The following is a 17,338-nucleotide window of genomic DNA, read 5'->3' as shown; positions in this document are numbered from 1 at the left end:
CCGGATGAAGTCATGGGCGGGACGAATGCTGGGACGTAAGTCCCGAGAAAATTCCTACGGCTTGAGCGACAGGCTCAAGGCCTCTCTCAAATCCCCCGCATCGACGAGTCTCCTCCCCCGCCGCTTCAAGTCGCGCAGCTGCGCCGGCGTCGGGAAGCCGCAATAGGGCAGGACCGGGACGCTCCGCCCTTCCGGCAATGCACCCGCCCGCTCGGCCTCGGCCAGCACGCCCTCCAGCAGCGGCCGCCCGGCCTCGTGCAGCAGGATCGCCGCCCGCGAGGCGGTGACGCCCTCGGGCAAAGTCACCGGCGCCTGCGCCAGGATCCCGCCGGCATCGATCGCCGGGGCCAGCCGGTGCACCGTGACGCCGAAATCCGGCCTGTCCTCCAGCAACGCGTGCAGCGTCGGCACCGGGCCGCGGTGGCGCGGCAGCAGCGAGGGATGGACGTTGAGCCCGCCCTTCGGGGCCGCCGCCAGGGTCGCGGCGTCGAAGATCTGGTCGAAATGGAACGACAGGATCAGGTCGGCCCCGTGCTCCCGCAAGAGCCCGGTCGTCGCCGGTCCGTTCACGTCGGTGATGGTGGCGTGCGGCAGGCCGAGGCGCCGGCACAGGGTGCGCAGCGGCGTCGCCTCCGGCACGTCGCGGCTGCCCGACAGCGCCTGCGTTGCGGGAGCGAGCCCCCGGACGAGGTCGGGCAGGCCGAAATTCACCGCCAGGTAAGGCAGGAAGCCGGGCCCGGAGCGCATCAGGTGGCGCCGCACCTGGCCGGTGAGCCCGCCGGTGCTCGGTCGCTCGGGGTCGGACAGGCCGACGAAGGCGATCCGCGCGGCGTTGTCGGCGACGAAGCGGCGCACCGCCCGGGCATTGGGCAGGGCTTCGAGGGTGAACAGGGCGATCCGCACCGGACTTCACGTCTCCATAACCGTCAGGGTCAGCGCTGCTGGCGCTCGCTCATCCGGAAGCTGAAGCCGCGCATGCCGAGGCGGCGCCAGGATTCCGGGATCAAGGCGGCGCCCCGCGCCGCCGCGGCGAGCAGGCCCGGGAAGGCGACCACCGCCTCGTCGCGGGCCAACCCCCTGGCGATGCGCCTGGCCGCCGCCTCGGCGCTCATCTCGAGCGGGCGCCAGCCCTCGTAATCGGCGCCCATGGCTGTCTTCACGTAGCCGGGGCAGACCACGTTCATCCGCACGCCCTGCGGCGCCAGCTTCTCGCGCAGCGCCAAGCCGTGGGCGAGGAGCGCCGCCTTGGTGCCGCTATAGGCGGGCGCGTCGGGCAGCGGCGCGTAGGCCGCGAGCGAGGAGATCAGGGCGATCTGGCCCTGGCCCCGCGCGGCCATGAGGGCGACCGCCGGCAGCGCCACGTTGAGGGCGCCCATCAGGTTGACGTCGAGGACCAGGAAGGCGGTCTCCTCAGTCTCCAGCCCGCCCTCCGGATGGCCGCCATTGACCCCCGCATTGGCGATGACGAGATCGAGGCCGAGGCGCCCGGCCACATCGCCGATCCAGGCCCGCACCCCCTCCCGGTCGCGCACGTCGAGGGGCCGGGTCTCGACCGCGGCGCCCTTGCGGCGGCAGAGATCGGCCACCGCCTCCAGGCGCTCCGCGCCCCGTGCGTTCAGCACCAGGGTGGTGCCGGGGGCGGCGTAATGCTGCGCCAGCGCCGCGCCGATGCCGCTCGAGGCGCCGGTGATCAGGATGACGGGCAAGGACGGGTCTCCGGGGATCGATCACGCGGCGGCACGGCCCGCGCCTGTAGCACGGCGGCCCTCGTCGAGCGCGAAAAAATCCGTGAGCTGCGTGACCGGAAAATCAGATCGACTTTAACGAAAACCAGTGCAGGACAGGGCCCCACCCATCGAGGCCCGGTCTCTCGCACGCAGGGCGCGTGCTTGACGGGGCCGGAGCGATGTGGAACGGCGCCTGCTCCGGGTTGCATCGCCTGGGCGGGCAGGGCTGGGCGGGCACGGTCCGCAGTGAGTGAGAGGCGGATGGATCGCGGCAAGCTGAAGCGGTTGTGGCCCCGGATGCCGTCGGAGTCGGAGGGGCCCGGTCCGCGGCGCTCGCGCCGCCTGGGCAGCGAGCCGACCTCGCGGCGGGTGCGCCTGAGCGACCGGTGGGACGAGGGCTTCCTGCGACTCGGCGACCCCCGGCCCGACCGGTCCATGAGCTACATCATCGACGGGCTCGGCATCCATTACGATGCCACGGCGCCGAGCGAGCTCGAAGTGATGCTCGAGGAAGGCGGCTGGGAATCGGACGAGCTCATGGCCCGCGCCCGGGCCGGCATCGCGCGCCTGCGCGAGGCACGGCTCAGCCTCGACAACGACCCGCGCCGCCGCGACCTGCCGGCGCGGATGCCGGGGGCTCCCCGGCGCGTGGTGATCGTCGACCAGGCGGCCGGCGACCCGACGGTCGGCTTCGGCCTCGCCGGTGCCAGCGCCTTCACGGCGATGCTGGCGGCGGCCGCCGCCGACGCGCCGGAGGCCGAGCGCCTGGTGGTGATGGATCCCGGCGCTCCCGTGGGCCGGCGCGGCCATATCGATGCGGCGGCGGCGGAAGCGGCCGGCGCGCGCCTGGTGGGCGACCCCGTCACCGCCTGGTCGGTGGCCGAGGGGGGCGACCGCGTCTACGTCGTCTCGGCCCATGCCGGCTTCGAGGCGGCGCTCGCCGGCACGCCGGTGACTTGCTTCGGCCTGCCCTTCTATGCCGGCTGGGGCTTCACCGACGACCGGCTGCACCTGCCCCGGCGCACCCGCCGGCGCCGGCCGGACGAGGTCTTCGCCGCCGCCTACCTCGTCTGCTCGCGTTATTTCGACCCCTATACCGGGGCGCCGGCCCGGTTCGAGGACGCCGTCGCGACCCTCGACCTCGTCGCGTCGCGCTGGCGCGAGAATGCGGTGCCGACCCTCTGCGTCGGCTTCTCGGCCTGGAAGCGGGACTGGATCACCAGAACCCTGTCGGCGCCGGGCCATCGCCCGGTCGTCCGCCGCGGCGACGCCCCCGTGACGCCGGCCGAGCTGTCGGAGGTCCGGCGCGTCGTGACCTGGGCCAGCCGGATGCCGGCCGGCCTCGAGACCGCCTGCCGTACCGCGGACGTGCCGCTCCTGCGGATGGAGGACGGCTTCCTGCGCTCGATCGGCCTCGGAGTCGCCCTGCGGCCGGGCGCCTCGCACGTCCTCGATGCCACCGGCGTCTACTACGACGCCACGGGGCCGAGCGACCTCGAGCGCCTGCTCGAGACCGGGACGTTCTCGGATGATCTCCTCGCGCGAGCGGCCGCTTTGCGCGAGGCGGTGGTCGCCGCGCGGGTGAGCAAGTACAATGTCGGCAGCGCCGCGATGCCGAAGATGCCGCGGCCGGGCCCGGTGGTGCTGGTCGCCGGCCAGGTCGAGAACGATGCCTCGATCCGCCTCGGCGGTGCGACCGTCTCGGGCAATGCCGCGCTCCTGCGGCTGGCCCGCGAGCGCAACCCCGATGCGGTGATCGCCTTCAAGCCGCATCCCGACGTCGAGGCGGGCCTTCGTCCCGGCTGGGTGCCGCCGGACGAGCTCGCCGCCCATGCCGACGTGGTCCTGCGCGACGTCTCGGCGATCGACGCCATCGAGGCGGCGGACCGGGTCGAGGTCGTGACCTCGCTCATCGGCTTCGAGGCACTGCTGCGCGGCAAGGCCGTGACGACCCACGGCCTGCCCTTCTATGCCGGTTGGGGCCTGACCGACGATCCGGGCTGTCCCCGCCGTACCCGCCGCCTGACGCTCGACGAGCTGGTGGCCGCCGCGCTGATCCTCTATCCGCGCTACGTCGATCCGCGCACCGGTCTGCCCTGCCCGCCCGAGGTGCTGGTGCAGCGCCTCGCCGAGGGCGACCCGGAGCTGGCGCGCCGCGCCCTGACCCCGGAGGCCGTCCTCAAGCAGGTCTGGTCGGTGGTCTGGCGCCGCGTGCTGCGGCGGGGGTAAATCTCGTGGGGAGACGTCCGGCGCGCCGGCGTCTCGTCGACGCAGGCCGTTGATCGGACCCTGGAAACGAAAACGGGGCCGTCGCCGGCCCCGTTCTGTCGTCCATCTCGTGGATCTTCGATGGGCTCAGGCGTTCTGCAGTGCCTCGATGCCCGGCATCTCGTCGCCGGCATCATTGGCGCTGCGGGCCCGGGAGCGGACCTCGAGCCAGGCGCCCTGCGTGAGGTCGAGGCGCGAAGCCGTCGCCTCCACCGCCGCCGCCATGCCCTCGCCCTTGTAGTAGACGCCGCGGATCTGGATGTTGGCAACGATCGCCTTGATGAAGGCGTCCCAGAGGTCGCGCCGGGGCGGCTCGGCCTTCGTCCAGAACGTCTCCAGCGCCCCCTGATAGGTCAGGCCCTGGATGTCGTAGATCGCAGCACCCAGCGTCATGGTCGGCTTGTTGGCGCGCATCGACCACAGGCCGACGGTGCTGTTGACCGTGACGACGCCGCGGCAGCCGTCCAGCATCTTGCCGAGGTCGCCGCCATCGGCGAAGTCGACTCGGTCGGTGACGCCCCACTTCTCCGCCGAGCGCCGCACGATGCGCGCCCAGTTGCGGATGCCCGGATCGAGGGGGTGGATCTTCACGAGCAGGCGCGACCCGGCCGGTGCGTGCTCGGCGAAGGATCGGATCACCGCGTGGATCGGCGTCTTCAGGTCGAAGAACGGCGAGTAGGCGCGCAGCTGGAAGTCGTTCTCCATCTGCAGCGGCAGCACGTAATAGGTCGTGCCGGCCTCGCGCAGGCGGCGCACCAAGGCGTCGACCCGCGGACCGGTGCGCTTGGCGCGCACCATGTGCAGGGCGGTGCCGAGATAGATCAGGGCGTTGTGATGCACCTGATGCGACTTGTAGCCGGGATAGAGCCACCAGAGCCAGTTGCTCATCAGGTGGTAGGCCATGTCCCACACCGCCTGGAGCCAGAAGCTGTCGCGGTAGCGCGGCACCAGGTCGGGCTCGGGCGCCTGGGCGGCCAGCGCCAGCACGGCCTCCGGATCCTTCGGGAAGCAGCTGTCGCCCGACATGCCGTCGCGCTCCAGCGTGATCCAGTCCGGACGCAAGTAGCCGAAATCCGTCACCGTGACGTTCAGGCCGCGGGCCTTGGCGGCGGCGACCGCGACCTTGTGGTAGTAGCGCTGCTCGCCGAGCAGCATCAGGTCGGTCACGCCCTCGCGGTCGATCAGATCGGCGATGAAGGCCGGCCAGGTCTCGCGGGTGCCGCGGAAATTGACGCCGTTGGCCCGGCGCCAGAACATCCAGTCGCCAAAGCAGAGATTCACCCGCAGGCAGCGGTGACCCCGCGCCTCCAGCGCATCGGCGACCCGGGCGAAGAACGGCGTGATCGGGCCCTGGAGGAACAGGAAGACCTGACGCCCGCCAGTGCGGGCTTCCTGGCGGGCGTCCTGATGGCGCGTGTCTCCGTGATGGGTGTCTCGGCGGCTCGGTTCGACGTTTCGCGCGGGATCAGCTCTCACGGGCACACCTCGGCTCTGGGCGGGATCCGGCGACCGCGTGCGGCCTGCCGGTGGAGCCCTTAAGACGGCGAAGGCCCGAGCACGCTGCTGCCAGCTTGCCCGGACGGACATTCGGGGCGCGCAACCTCGCGCGCGAGCCGCTGACGACGCGGACAGTATCGCCAGACCCGGTGTGGACAATGGCGAGCCTGCAACACTCATGGAAAATCGCAGTGCCATCGTCGCAGGCTGCTGCGGGTTCCGTCGCGGTCGTCCGGCGGACGAGTACCGCCATAAGGCCGACGATCTGGGCAGGAACGTGGACGGGCCGGGACTTATTCCCGCGATTCACACGCCATCCCCAGGCTGCGTTGCGTCCGTGCCACAGTGGGACCCCCGCCGCCACGCTCGCGACGCATTCGCGGCCGAGTTGCCGGATGTTCGGGCTCTCGGGCGTGGGCGCCGTGCAACACCGGCGCCGCTTGTGCATGCGGAGCGCCGCGCTCATCGCTCCCCGCATCCCGGGATGGTAGGGAGAAGCGGCGAAGCGTGGCCGAATACGGCCGCGAGCGCGCGGACGATCGAACGGGACGGATGCCGGCGCGCCGGCATCGATGGAGCGGGAAGACCGGCAGGGCCGTCGCGGACGGCCCGGGTGGTTTCGGAGGGTGGTGCATGGTGCGCGTCGGTATGCCAGCGGTCCTGGCGGCTGCTTGCCTCATCGGAGGATGCAGCAGCTTCCTGCCCGCGGCCGGTCCGACGGCGAGCGCGGTCGTGGAGGGTGCCGACGTGGCGACCGACCAGGGACTGCTCGCCCGCTACGAGATCGTCGACGTCGACGCCGCGGTGGTCGAGGCCCTGCGCGGCAGACCCCTCGACAGCCTGCTCGCCTCCTTCGGCGACCGCCGCCCCTCGGTGCAGCCGGTGATCGGCGTCGGCGACGGGATCACGGTGACGATCTGGGAGGCCGGTAGCGGCGGCCTGTTCTCCGGCCCCATGATCGGGGGCATGTCCACCGGCTCGAAATCCTCCAGCATCCCCGAGCAGATCGTCGCCCGCGACGGCACGATCTCTGTGCCCTATGCCGGCCGCATCAAGGTCGCGGGCAAGCGCGCGGCCGACGTACAGGCGCAGATCGAGCAGGATCTCGCCGGCAAGGCGATCCAGCCGCAGGTGCTCATCACGGTGAACTCGCCGCTCAGCACCAGCGTCACGGTTCTGGGCGAGGCGGCGTCCACGGGCGGCGGGGCCCGCCTGGCGGCGGCCCGCGGTGGCCCGGCCTCCAGCCTCGGCGGCGGCCGCGTGCCGCTGACCGAGAAGGGCGACCGGCTGCTCGACGTCATCGCCACGGCGGGCGGCGTCTCGGCGCCGGTGAACGAGACCTTCGTGCGTCTCTCGCGCGGCTCGGCCACGGCGACGGTGCCGCTCACCGCGGTCGTCTCGAACCCGCGCGAAAACATCTTCCTGCGCCCGGGCGACACGCTGACCCTGGTGCGCGACCCCCAGACCTTCCTGGCGGTCGGGGCCACGGGGGCGAATTACGAGATCCCGTTCTCGGCCGAGGGCATCACGCTGGCCCAGGCGCTCGCCAAGTCCGGGGGGCTGCGCGACTTCCAGGCCGATCCGGCCGGCGTGTTCGTGTTCCGGTTCGAGCCGGCCTCGGTGGTGCGCCGCCTGCGTCCGGGCAGCCCGCTCCTGTCCTCGAACTTCGTGCCGGTGGTCTACCGGATCAACATGCGCGATCCCAACAGCCTGTTCGTCTCCCAGGCCTTCCGGATGCGCAACCGCGACCTCGTCTACGTCTCGAACGCCCCCTTCACCGAGGTGCAGAAGGTGCTGAGCGTGTTCTCCACCGTCACCGCGCCGGTCTCGGCCGGTGCCTCGCTCTACCAGGTGGCCAAATAGGCGGCGATCGAGCGGTCCCGGCCCATCCCGGAAACGAAAACGGGCCCCGCGGGGCCCGTTTCTCTTCGTGTCGATGACGGGGCGGCGGAAACGCCGCCCCCGGGTTTCGTTCAGCGGCTGAACTTCTTGTACTTGATCCGGTGCGGGATGGTGGAATCGACGCCCAGGCGGCGCTTCTTGTCCGCCTCGTAATCGGCGAAGTTGCCCTCGAACCACTCGACGTGGCTGTCGCCCTCGAAGGCGAGGATGTGGGTCGCGATCCGGTCGAGGAACCAGCGATCGTGGCTGATGATCACCGCGCAGCCGGCGTAATCCTCCAGCGCCTCTTCGAGCGCGCGCAGGGTGTCGACGTCGAGGTCGTTGGTCGGCTCGTCGAGGAGCAGCACGTTGGCGCCGCTCTTCAGGATCTTGGCGAGGTGGACGCGGTTGCGCTCGCCGCCCGACAGGACGCCGACCTTCTTCTGCTGGTCCGAGCCCTTGAAGTTGAAGGCGCCGCAATAGGCTCTGCTGTTGATCTCGCGCTTGCCGAGATACAGGATGTCGTTGCCCCCCGAGATCTCCTGCCAGACCGTCGCGTCGGGCTTGAGCGCGTCGCGGGACTGGTCGACATAGCCGAGCTTGACGCTCTCGCCGATGCGGATCTCGCCCTTGTCGGGGGTCTCCAGGCCGTTGATCATCCGGAACAGCGTGGTCTTGCCGGCGCCGTTCGGGCCGATCACGCCGACGATGCCGCCCGGCGGCAGCTTGAACGACAGGTCGTCGATCAGCAGCCGGTCGCCGAAGGCCTTCTCCAGGTGGTCGAACTCGATGACGTTGTTGCCGAGCCGCTCGGCGATCGGGATGACGATCTGGGCGGTCGAGGGCCCCTTCTCCTGCGACTTGGCGACGAGTTCTTCGTAGCGGGAGATACGGGCCTTGGACTTGGCCTGCCGGGCCTTCGGCGAGGCCGAGACCCATTCCTGCTCACGCTCGATGGTGCGCTGGCGCGACTCCTCCTCGCGGCCCTCCTGGGCGAGGCGCTTCTGCTTCTGAACCAGCCAGGATGAGTAGTTGCCCTCGTAGGGGATGCCCCGGCCGCGATCGAGCTCGAGGATCCAGCTCGTGACGTTGTCGAGGAAGTAGCGGTCGTGGGTGACGATCAGGATCGCGCCCGGGTAATTGCGCAGGTGGCCTTCGAGCCAGCCGACGGTCTCGGCGTCGAGGTGGTTGGTCGGCTCGTCGAGGAGCAGCAGTTCCGGCTGCCACAGCAGCAGGCGGCAGAGGGCGACGCGGCGGCGCTCGCCGCCCGACAGGGTGGCCACGGCCACGTCGTCGCCCGGACAGCGCAGGGCGTCCATCGCCTGGTCGACCTTGGAATCGAGATCCCACAGGCCCTTGGCCTCGATCTCGTCCTGGAGACGGGTCATCTCGTCCGCCGTCTCCTCGGAATAGTTCATCGCGAGCTCGTTGTAGCGATCGAGGGTCGCCTGGGATTCGGCGACGCCCTCCATCACGTTCTCGCGGACCGTCTTGTCCGGATCGAGCTGCGGCTCCTGCGGCAGGTAGCCGACCCGCGCGCCCTCGGCCACGAAGCCGTCGCCGGAGAACTCGGTGTCGATGCCCGCCATGATGCGCAGGAGCGTCGACTTGCCGGCGCCGTTGACGCCGAGCACGCCGATCTTGGCGTCCGGGTAGAAGGACAGGTGCACGTTGTCGAGCACCTTCTTGCCGCTGGAATAGGTCTTGGTCAGACCCCGCATGTGGTAGATGAATTCACGGGCCATGGGCCGGTCCTTTCGGAGTGTCTTGCGCGCGGGTCCGGCCGGATGCGGGGCGGGGCGGGCGGATGGTCCAGGCTTGTCGGAAATCCTGGCGACGATCCTGCCCGACGGGCGCCGGCGCGGGCGGCCGCGCGTCGGAATTGGGAGTGCTCCCGCGCTTACCAGGGCCGTCGGGGGGGTGCAAGGCGGCCCGGGGACGCCCTCACCCGAACGGGTTCCTGACCTCCGTCGTCGCCACCCGGACCTCCTCGGCCCGCTCGGGGAGATCGGTCTCGCCCTCCAGGGCCGCTACGATCGCCGCCAGGGTCTCGGCCAGCGCCCTCGCCCGCTCCAGGCTCTCCCGGTCGCGGGCAAGGTCGAGGGAGCCGTGCAGCGCGATCCGCGCCGTGCCGTTCTCGAGCGTCAGGCCGCCGAGGGTCTGGACGGCGGCATCGTCGGCGAAGGGGGTGAAGGCGGGCTTCGCGTGCGCGGGCATGGGAGGCTCGTATGGGTTGGGCGGGGCTCGTCAGAACAGCGAGCGGAGGAAGTCGCGCCAGGCGCGGCGGGCGGCGCGGCGCAGCTCGGCGGCGAGCCAGTCGAGGATGCTCGGCTCGCGGCGGCTGCGCGGGCCGCCGGCATATTCGTCGCGCCGCGGCTCGGGCAGTCTCATGATGCGGCGGCGGACCGAATCCGGCAGGTCCGGGAAGGCGACGATGCCGCCGAGGCCTGCGAGCTGGTCGAGGGAGATCGCCTCCCAGGTCTCGCCCGGGGCGGCGTTGCGGGCGAGGTAGACTCCCGCCTCGCCGCGATTGGCGTCGTAGACCGCCTTGAACAGGCGGGTCGGGATCAGCACCCGGCCGCGCAGCGACTGCACGCTCGTGCCCTCGAACAGCGGTCCGGTGACGACGAAGAGGTCGCCGCGCTCGATCGCCAGCGCCCGCACGCTGCTCTCGATCCCGGCCCAGAGCCGGCGGTTGAGGTCCGGGTCCTGCGGCACGATGTTGGCGAGGGTGAAGGATTCGGCTTGCGTGCTCGGGCTCGGCATGTCGCCGGAAGGCGCCATGTGGCCCCGGTCCCAGCCGCTGCCGGCGTAATCCGCGAGGTCCGAGCGCACCGCCTCCGGCAGCCTGTCCTCCTCGTGGAAGGCATCGACCCGGTCGATCCGGCGGGCGGCCTCGACCCGCGCGGCGGTGAGGTGCTCGGCGGCGTAGAGCGGCGTGCGCGACAGGCCCGAATAGAGGACCGCGAAGGCCTGGTAGCATAGGAGCGTGGTGTCGGCGGACAGCCGCGGATTGGTGAGGACCGGGGGCGTGCCGCCGGCGAAATGCTCCGGGCAGTTCCGCGCCAGCGCCGGGGCGGCCGAGACCACCAGGAGCAGCAGGAGGGCGCGGCCGGCCGGCGACACCCGCGAGCGGAGCGGAGCGATGCTCGTCACGCGCAGATCCGGACCCGGCGCAGGCCCTCGGGCGTCGGGCGCACCCGCCAGGTGCACACCGGAACCCGGCGCCGCGAGACGGTGTCGCAGGTGCGGTCGGACCGCGTGCAACGAGGCAGGTGCGGCAGCCAGGCGGGATCGAGCGCCGGATAGAGCGGCACAGCCCGCGCGTCTCCCGACAGGCCCGGCAGGAGGCTCTGCGCCGTCAGCAGAACGCCGAGGACGAGCCAGCGTACCGGTATCGACCGTCCCATCTGACCTCCGAGGGGAGTGCGTATTGGCCCAATCGCGCCGTCTCTCGCACATTCTAGGGCATCCCCGCGCAGGTGTCGCCTCGGGGTTGGAATTCACCGTGAGTTCAGAATGTTCTTCGGAGTTGCTACGTCGCGCACAACCGCAACCGGCGCGTCAGCGCGCGGCCGATGGCGCGATCGGCCGCTTGCGGTATAACGGCCGCCATCTGCGAGGATCCCCGGCGTGCCGCCGCGCGGGATCCGCCCCCGAATGAGCGAGTGTCACGACGTGTCCGATCTGGTCCTTCCCCTCCTCGACCGCGTCCGCATTCCTGCGGACCTGCGCCAGCTGCCCGAGAGCGACCTGACGCAGCTCGCCGCCGAGCTGCGCGCCGAGACCATCGATGCCGTCTCGGTCACCGGCGGCCATCTCGGCGCGGGCCTCGGCGTCATCGAGCTCACCGTCGCCCTCCACTACGTCTTCAACACCCCCGACGACCGCATCATCTGGGATGTCGGCCACCAGGCCTATCCCCACAAGATCCTCACCGGCCGCCGCGACCGCATCCGCACGCTGCGCCAGGGCGGCGGCCTGTCGGGCTTCACCAAGCGCTCCGAGAGCCCCTACGATCCCTTCGGCGCGGCGCACTCCTCCACCTCGATCTCCGCCGGCTTGGGCATGGCGATCGGCCGCGACCTCTCGGACGCCGCGGCACGAGCCCGCGGCGAGACGCCGCCGCGCCGCAACGTGGTGGCGGTGATCGGCGACGGCTCGATCTCGGCCGGCATGGCCTACGAGGCGATGAACAATGCCGGCGCCCTCAAAAGCCGCCTGATCGTCATCCTCAACGACAACGACATGTCGATCGCGCCCCCCGTCGGCGCGATGTCGTCCTACCTCGCCAAGCTCGTCTCGGGCGACACCTACCGCTCGCTCCGCGACACCGCCAAGCAGTTCGGCCGCCTGCTGCCGAAGGCCCTCTACGACACCGCCGCCCGCGCCGAGGAATATGCCCGCGGCATGCTCGCCGGCGGCGGCACGATGTTCGAGGAGCTCGGCTTCCACTATGTCGGGCCGATCGACGGCCACAACCTCGACCACCTGCTCCCCGTGCTCAAGAACGTGCGCGACGCGCCGGACGGCCCGGTGCTGGTCCACGTCGTGACCCAGAAGGGCAAGGGCTACGCACCCGCCGAGGCCGCCGCCGATCGCGGCCACGCGGTGGTGAAGTTCGACGTCGTGTCGGGCAAGCAGACCAAGGCCAAGCCCAACGCGCCGGCCTATACGCGGGTGTTCGGCGAGAGCCTGATCAAGGCGGCCGACATCGACGACAAGGTGGTGGCGATCACCGCCGCGATGCCGTCGGGCACCGGCGTCGACCTGTTCGCCAAGGTGCATCCGGAGCGGACCTTCGACGTCGGCATCGCCGAGCAGCACGCGGTGACCTTCGCGGGCGGCCTGGCGACGGAGGGGTTCAAGCCGTTCTGCGCGATCTACTCGACCTTCCTGCAGCGCGGCTACGACCAGCTCGTCCACGACGTGGCGTTGCAGAACCTGCCGGTGCGCTTCGCCCTCGACCGGGCCGGCCTGGTGGGGGCGGACGGGGCGACCCATGCCGGCGCCTTCGACCTGGCGTATCTCTGCTGCCTGCCGAACATGACGGTGATGGCGGCGGCCGACGAGGCCGAGCTGGTGCACATGGTGGCGACCGCGCACGCGCATGATACGGGGCCGATCGCGTTCCGCTATCCGCGCGGCGAGGGCGTCGGCGTCGAGCTTCCCGAGCGGGGCGAGGTTCTGGAGATCGGCAAGGGCCGGGTGATCCGCCGTCCCGAGGGCGCGCGGGTGGCCTTGCTCAGCCTCGGCACGCGTCTGGCGGAGGCGCTGAAGGCGGCCGAACGCCTGGAGGCGGCCGGCATCGCCGTGACGGTGGCGGATGCGCGGTTTGCCAAGCCGCTCGACGAGGCGCTGATCCTGGATCTGGCGGCGAGCCACGAGGTTCTGGTGACGCTGGAGGAGGGGTCTGTCGGCGGGTTCGGTGCGATGGTGCTGCACCTCTTGTCGTCGCGCGGGGCGCTCGACGACGGCAAGGTGCGGGTGCGGACGCTGACCTTGCCGGACAGCTACCAGGACCACGACTCGCCGGAGCGGATGTATGCCGAGGCCGGGCTCGATGCGGCCTCGATCGTCAAGGTCGTCGAGGCTGCGCTGCCGGCGCGCGAAACGGCGGCCGAACGCGGGGGGCGCCTGCGCCTCGCCTGAGAGATCGCACCGACGGGTTCATCCCGGTGGCAGGTCGCTGATGCGCGGGCGGCACGCCCATCCGCGATCGGTCGCGCATGCCTTGCGGGCATGGCGCCGGGCTGGCAGAAGCGGCCCGGCTTCCCGAATTGATGTCCGAATTGATGTCATTGTCGGACGAGCGGGCCCACCGCCCGAGCCGCCGAGAAGGAACGCATGAACGAGGCCCAGCACAGCAGCGCATCCACGTCCGGATTCGAGCCCGGCCCGGTGCTGATCACCGGCGCCAGCGGCTTCCTCGGCCCGGCGCTCGTGGACGTGTTCCGCGCCGCCGGCTTCCCGGTGCGGGTGCTGGTGCGCGCCACGAGTCCGCGCACCAACCTGACTTGGCCCGACGTCGAGATCGTCGAGGGCGACATGCGCGACCCCGAGGCGGCGGCGGCCGGCATGCGCGGCATGCGCTACCTCGTCCATGCGGCGGCGGATTACCGGCTCTGGGCGCCGGACCCGGACGAGATCGTGCGCACCAACCGCGACGGCACCCGGGCCCTGATGCGGGCGGCGCTCGAGGCTGGTGTCGAGCGGGTCGTCTATACGTCGAGCGTCGCCACCATCAAGCCGCACGACGACGGCACCCCGGCCGACGAGACCCGGCCGCTGACACCGGAGACCGCCATCGGCGCCTACAAGCGCAGCAAGGTGGTGGCCGAGCGGGTGGTCGAGGAGATGGTGGCCCGCGAGGGCCTGCCGGCGGTGATCGTCAATCCCTCGACCCCGATCGGCCCCCGCGACGTCAAGCCGACCCCGACCGGGCGGATCATCGTCGAGGCGGCGAACGGCAAGATGCCGGCCTTCGTCGATACCGGCCTCAACCTCGTCCATGTCGACGACGTAGCGAAGGGCCATCTCCTCGCCCTGCACAAGGGCCGCATTGGCGAGCGGTACATCTTAGGGGGAGAGGACGTGCTGTTGTCGCGCATGCTCGCCGACATCGCCGGCCTCGTCGGGCGAAAGCCCCCGACCGTGCGGCTGCCGCGGGCGGCGGTCTATCCCGTCGCCTTCGTGTCCGAACTCGCCGCCCGGATCACCGGCAAGGCGCCGCTCGCCACGATCGACGGCATCCGGATGTCGCGCTACCGGATGTTCTTCTCCGACGCCAAGGCGCGGGCCGAACTCGGCTACGCGGCCCGGCCCTACCGCGACGGCCTGTCGGACGCCGTCGCCTGGTTCCGTCAGGCGGGATACATCCGATGACCACCGTCACCGAGGCGCGCTCCGGCAAGGGGCACCGCGACGAGAACTTTCCGGTCGCCTCGCACCTGATCCATCCGCGCCACCGCGGCCCGATCCTGGATTTCTACTATTACGTCCGCGCCGGTGACGATGTCGCCGACAATGCGGGTCTGTCGCCCGAGCAGAAGATCACGCTCCTCGATCGTCTCGCCGACGCGCTGACGGCTGAGGGCCCCGACGATCCGGAAGCCGCGCCCTTGCGCCGCTCGCTCGCCGAGCGCGGTCTGCCGCCGCGCCACGCACTCGAACTGCTCGACGCGTTCCGGATGGACGCCCACAAGACGCGCTACGAGACCTGGGACGAGCTGGCGCATTACTGCCGCTACTCGGCCGTCCCGGTCGGCCGCTTCGTCCTCGACGTGCACGGCGAGGATCCGGGTCGCACCTGGCCGACCTCGGACGCGATCTGCACCGCTCTCCAGGTGATCAACCACCTCCAGGATTGCGGCAAGGATTTTCGCAACGTCGACCGGGTCTACCTGCCGCGGGAGACCCTGGAGAAGCACGGCGCCCGGATCGAGGATCTGGCCGGTGAGCGCGCCACCCCGGCGCTCCGCGCCGTGATCAAGGACCTGGCGCAACGCTGCCTCGATCTCCTCGAGGAGGGCCGGCCCCTGCCGGATCTCATCGACGACACCCGGCTCGCCATGGAGATCGCGGCGATCCACCGCCTCGCGGTGCTGCTCGCCCGCGGTCTGCTGGTGCGCGATCCGCTGAGCGAGAAGGTCCATCACGGCAAGGCCGCCTTCGCGCTCACCGCGCTCGGCGCCGCCGCCACCACGCTCGCCCGGCGGCCGTTCCGCCGCCATCTCCATCCGGCCCTGCGGGGAGCCCGTTCGTGACCGCCCTCGCCTCCCAGACCCCAGCCCAGGCCGAGGCGTCCGCCGAGGCCCCGGCCCTGCCGGCTGCCGGCTCGTCGTTCTACACCGCCATGCGGCTGCTGCCGGCCGAGCAGCGCGACGCGATGTACGCGGTCTATGCCTTCTGCCGCGCCGTCGACGACGTGGCCGACGATGGCGGTGCCCGCGAGGTCCGCGCGGCCGAGCTCGACCGCTGGCGCGCCGATATCGACGCCCTCTATGCCGGCCGCCCGGTGCCGCGGACACAGGCCCTCGTCGGCCCGGTGCGCCAATTCGGACTCAAGCGCGAGGACTTCCAGGCGGTGATCGACGGCATGGCGATGGATGCCGAGGCCGACATCGTCGCCCCCGATTCGGCCACCCTCGACCTCTATTGCGACCGCGTCGCCAGCGCCGTCGGCCGGCTCTCGGTGCGGATCTTCGGCCTTCCCGAGGAGCCCGGCATCAGGCTCGCCCACCATCTCGGCCGGGCGCTGCAACTCACCAACATCCTGCGCGACATCGACGAGGATGCCGAGCGCGGCCGGCTCTACCTGCCGGCCGAGCCGCTGGCGGCGATCGGCCTGTCGCACCCGACGCCCGAGAGCGCCTTGGCGCATCCGCGCCTCGGAGAGGTCTGCGCGCGGCTCCTCGACGAGGCGCAAGCGCATTACGACGCCTCCTGGGCGATCATGAACCGCGAATCGCGCCGGGCCACCAAGGCGCCCCGGATCATGGGCGCGGCGTATCACCTGATCCTCGTCGGCCTGCGCAAGCGCGGCTGGGCGGCGCCCCGCGTGCGGGTCAAGCCCGGCAAGCTCGCGCTGATCGGCGTTCTCCTGCGTCACGCGATCGTCTGATGGGCACAGTCCATGTTCTCGGCGCCGGCCTTGCCGGCCTTTCGGCGGCCCTGCGGCTGGCCAAGGCCGGCCAGCGCGTCGTGGTGCACGAGGCGGCCAAGCAGGCCGGCGGGCGCTGCCGCTCCTATTTCGATCCGACCCTCGGGCTGACGATCGACAACGGCAACCACCTGCTGCTGTCGGGCAACCGCGACGCCCTCGACTTCCTGACGCTCGCCGGCGCCCCCGAGGGTGTGCTCGCCGGGCCTGACGAGGCCGCCTTCGCCTTCGCCGACCTCGCCACCGGCGAGCGCTGGACCCTGCGGCCGAATGCCGGGCGCCTGCCCTGGTGGGTGCTCGATGCCCGCCGGCGGGTGCCGGGCAGCCGCGCCCGCGACTATCTCGCCCCCCTCGGCATCTTCCGCGGAGCGACGCGCTCGGCCACGATCGGCGAGAGCATGGCATGCGAAGGACTGCTGTGGGACCGGCTGTGGCGTCCGGTGCTGCTCGCGGCCCTCAACACCGAGCCGCAGGAGAGCGATGCGGGGCTTGCCGCCACCATCCTGCGCGAGACCCTGGGGGCCGGCGGCCGGGCCTGCCGGCCGCTCGTTGCCGTCGAGGGCCTGTCGGCGGCCTTCGTCGATCCGGCTCTGGCAGCCCTGGCGAAGGCCGGCGCGGAGGTGCGTCTCAGTCGGCGCCTGCGGGCGCTCGGGATCGAGAACGGGCGCCTGACCCGGCTCGAGTTCACGGATGGCGCCGAGGAACTCGGGCCCGACGACGCGGCGGTGCTGGCCCTGCCGCCCTGGGTCGCCGCCGACCTGATGCCGGGTTTGGAGACGCCGCAGAGCCACCGCTCGATCGTCAACGCGCATTTCGCGGTTCCCCCGAAGCCCGGGGCGCCGCTGCTCCTCGGCGTCGTCGGCGGCGTGACCGAGTGGCTGTTCTCCTATCCCGACCGGCTCTCGGTGACGATCAGCGGCGCCGACCGCCTGCTCGACGTGCCGCGCGAGGAGCTTGCCCGCACGATCTGGGACGAGGTTTCGCGGCTCTCTGGCTACGCCGGCGAGCCCCTGCCGCGCTGGCAGATCGTCAAGGAGAAGCGCGCCACCTTCGCGGCAACGCCGGCAGAAGCGGCGCGCCGGCCGGGGGCGCGCACGCAGATCGAGAACTTGGCGCTCGCCGGAGACTGGACCGCGACCGGGCTGCCCTCGACCATCGAGGGCGCGATCCGGTCCGGGGCGACGGCGGCGCAGGTAATGGTCAGTAACCGTAGCAACGCTGCGTTGCGTGGAGCCGCTTGACGCCAGGGCCCGGTTTCGGGAACAGCGTGAGCGTGCGCGGCGTTTTGTGCACTGCGAAAATA

Annotated in this window: 14 protein-coding genes; 7 read left to right on the top strand and 7 right to left on the bottom strand. The window is 71.5% G+C overall.

What is annotated here, in order from left to right; translation table 11 throughout:
* Positions 1-54: 54 nt before the first annotated feature.
* Together AC3AOF_RS21905 and AC3AOF_RS21900 are read right to left on the bottom strand one after the other, a co-directional pair.
* Entirely contained in the window at positions 55-903 is an 849-nt protein-coding gene (locus AC3AOF_RS21905) for a formyltransferase family protein (protein ID WP_488346480.1), read from the bottom strand.
* 29 nt (positions 904-932) lie between these two features.
* Positions 933-1,706: an SDR family NAD(P)-dependent oxidoreductase gene (locus tag AC3AOF_RS21900; RefSeq protein ID WP_488346479.1), complete on the bottom strand. Its 774-nt coding sequence runs from the start codon at positions 1,704-1,706 to the stop codon at positions 933-935.
* A 282-nt stretch (positions 1,707-1,988) separates the two neighbouring features.
* On the opposite strand from AC3AOF_RS21900, the gene AC3AOF_RS21895 reads away from it, so the two are divergent.
* On the top strand, positions 1,989-3,956 hold the full coding sequence (locus tag AC3AOF_RS21895; protein WP_488346478.1) for a capsule polysaccharide biogenesis protein: 1,968 nt from the start codon (positions 1,989-1,991) through the stop codon (positions 3,954-3,956).
* 126 nt (positions 3,957-4,082) lie between these two features.
* On the opposite strand, the gene AC3AOF_RS21890 is transcribed toward AC3AOF_RS21895, so the two are convergent.
* Positions 4,083-5,471 (bottom strand): capsule polysaccharide biogenesis protein, encoded by a 1,389-nt coding sequence (locus tag AC3AOF_RS21890; RefSeq protein ID WP_236988887.1) that lies wholly within the window; start codon positions 5,469-5,471, stop codon positions 4,083-4,085.
* 654 nt (positions 5,472-6,125) lie between these two features.
* Here AC3AOF_RS21890 and AC3AOF_RS21885 point away from each other — a divergent pair.
* A complete protein-coding gene (locus tag AC3AOF_RS21885) occupies positions 6,126-7,355 on the top strand; it encodes a polysaccharide biosynthesis/export family protein (RefSeq protein WP_236988888.1) in 1,230 nt (409 codons plus the stop codon).
* 110 nt (positions 7,356-7,465) lie between these two features.
* Here AC3AOF_RS21885 and ettA read toward each other — a convergent pair whose 3' ends face one another.
* The 4 genes from ettA to AC3AOF_RS21865 all read right to left on the bottom strand — a co-directional run bounded on the left by ettA (position 7,466) and on the right by AC3AOF_RS21865 (position 10,783).
* Positions 7,466-9,118, bottom strand: coding sequence for an energy-dependent translational throttle protein EttA (gene ettA / locus AC3AOF_RS21880; protein WP_488346477.1), 1,653 nt, complete (start codon positions 9,116-9,118; stop codon positions 7,466-7,468).
* 199 nt (positions 9,119-9,317) lie between these two features.
* Entirely contained in the window at positions 9,318-9,590 is a 273-nt protein-coding gene (locus AC3AOF_RS21875) for a hypothetical protein (RefSeq protein WP_488346476.1), read from the bottom strand.
* A 30-nt stretch (positions 9,591-9,620) separates the two neighbouring features.
* Complete coding sequence (locus tag AC3AOF_RS21870) at positions 9,621-10,529, bottom strand: DNA/RNA non-specific endonuclease (protein ID WP_488346475.1); 909 nt, start codon at positions 10,527-10,529, stop codon at positions 9,621-9,623.
* Positions 10,526-10,783 (bottom strand): hypothetical protein, encoded by a 258-nt coding sequence (locus AC3AOF_RS21865; protein WP_236988892.1) that lies wholly within the window; start codon positions 10,781-10,783, stop codon positions 10,526-10,528. The genes AC3AOF_RS21870 and AC3AOF_RS21865 overlap by 4 nt, the downstream gene beginning before the upstream one ends.
* A gap of 268 nt (positions 10,784-11,051) precedes the next feature.
* Between AC3AOF_RS21865 and dxs the strand changes: the two genes are divergently transcribed.
* From dxs to hpnE, 5 genes are all read left to right on the top strand, one after another.
* The gene (gene dxs / locus AC3AOF_RS21860) at positions 11,052-13,025 is read left to right on the top strand and encodes a 1-deoxy-D-xylulose-5-phosphate synthase (RefSeq protein ID WP_488346474.1); all 1,974 of its coding nucleotides are present in this window, start codon (positions 11,052-11,054) and stop codon (positions 13,023-13,025) included.
* 195 nt (positions 13,026-13,220) lie between these two features.
* Positions 13,221-14,258, top strand: a complete 1,038-nt coding sequence (hpnA, locus tag AC3AOF_RS21855) for a hopanoid-associated sugar epimerase (protein WP_236988894.1) — start codon at positions 13,221-13,223, stop codon at positions 14,256-14,258.
* Positions 14,255-15,139, top strand: a complete 885-nt coding sequence (hpnC, locus tag AC3AOF_RS21850; RefSeq protein ID WP_236988895.1) for a squalene synthase HpnC — start codon at positions 14,255-14,257, stop codon at positions 15,137-15,139. The genes hpnA and hpnC overlap by 4 nt, the downstream gene beginning before the upstream one ends.
* Positions 15,136-15,996 carry a presqualene diphosphate synthase HpnD gene (hpnD, locus tag AC3AOF_RS21845; protein ID WP_488346473.1) on the top strand — a complete coding sequence of 287 codons (861 nt, stop codon included), beginning with the start codon at positions 15,136-15,138 and terminating at the stop codon, positions 15,994-15,996. The genes hpnC and hpnD overlap by 4 nt, the downstream gene beginning before the upstream one ends.
* Entirely contained in the window at positions 15,993-17,276 is a 1,284-nt protein-coding gene (gene hpnE / locus AC3AOF_RS21840) for a hydroxysqualene dehydroxylase HpnE (protein ID WP_236992699.1), read from the top strand. The genes hpnD and hpnE overlap by 4 nt, the downstream gene beginning before the upstream one ends.
* The last annotated feature ends 62 nt before the right edge of the window (positions 17,277-17,338 follow it).

The organism is Methylobacterium sp. 142-1Y, from assembly GCF_057747795.1.
Note: the sequence above shows the minus strand (reverse complement) of the source record. Positions and strands in the feature narration are given on the sequence as shown.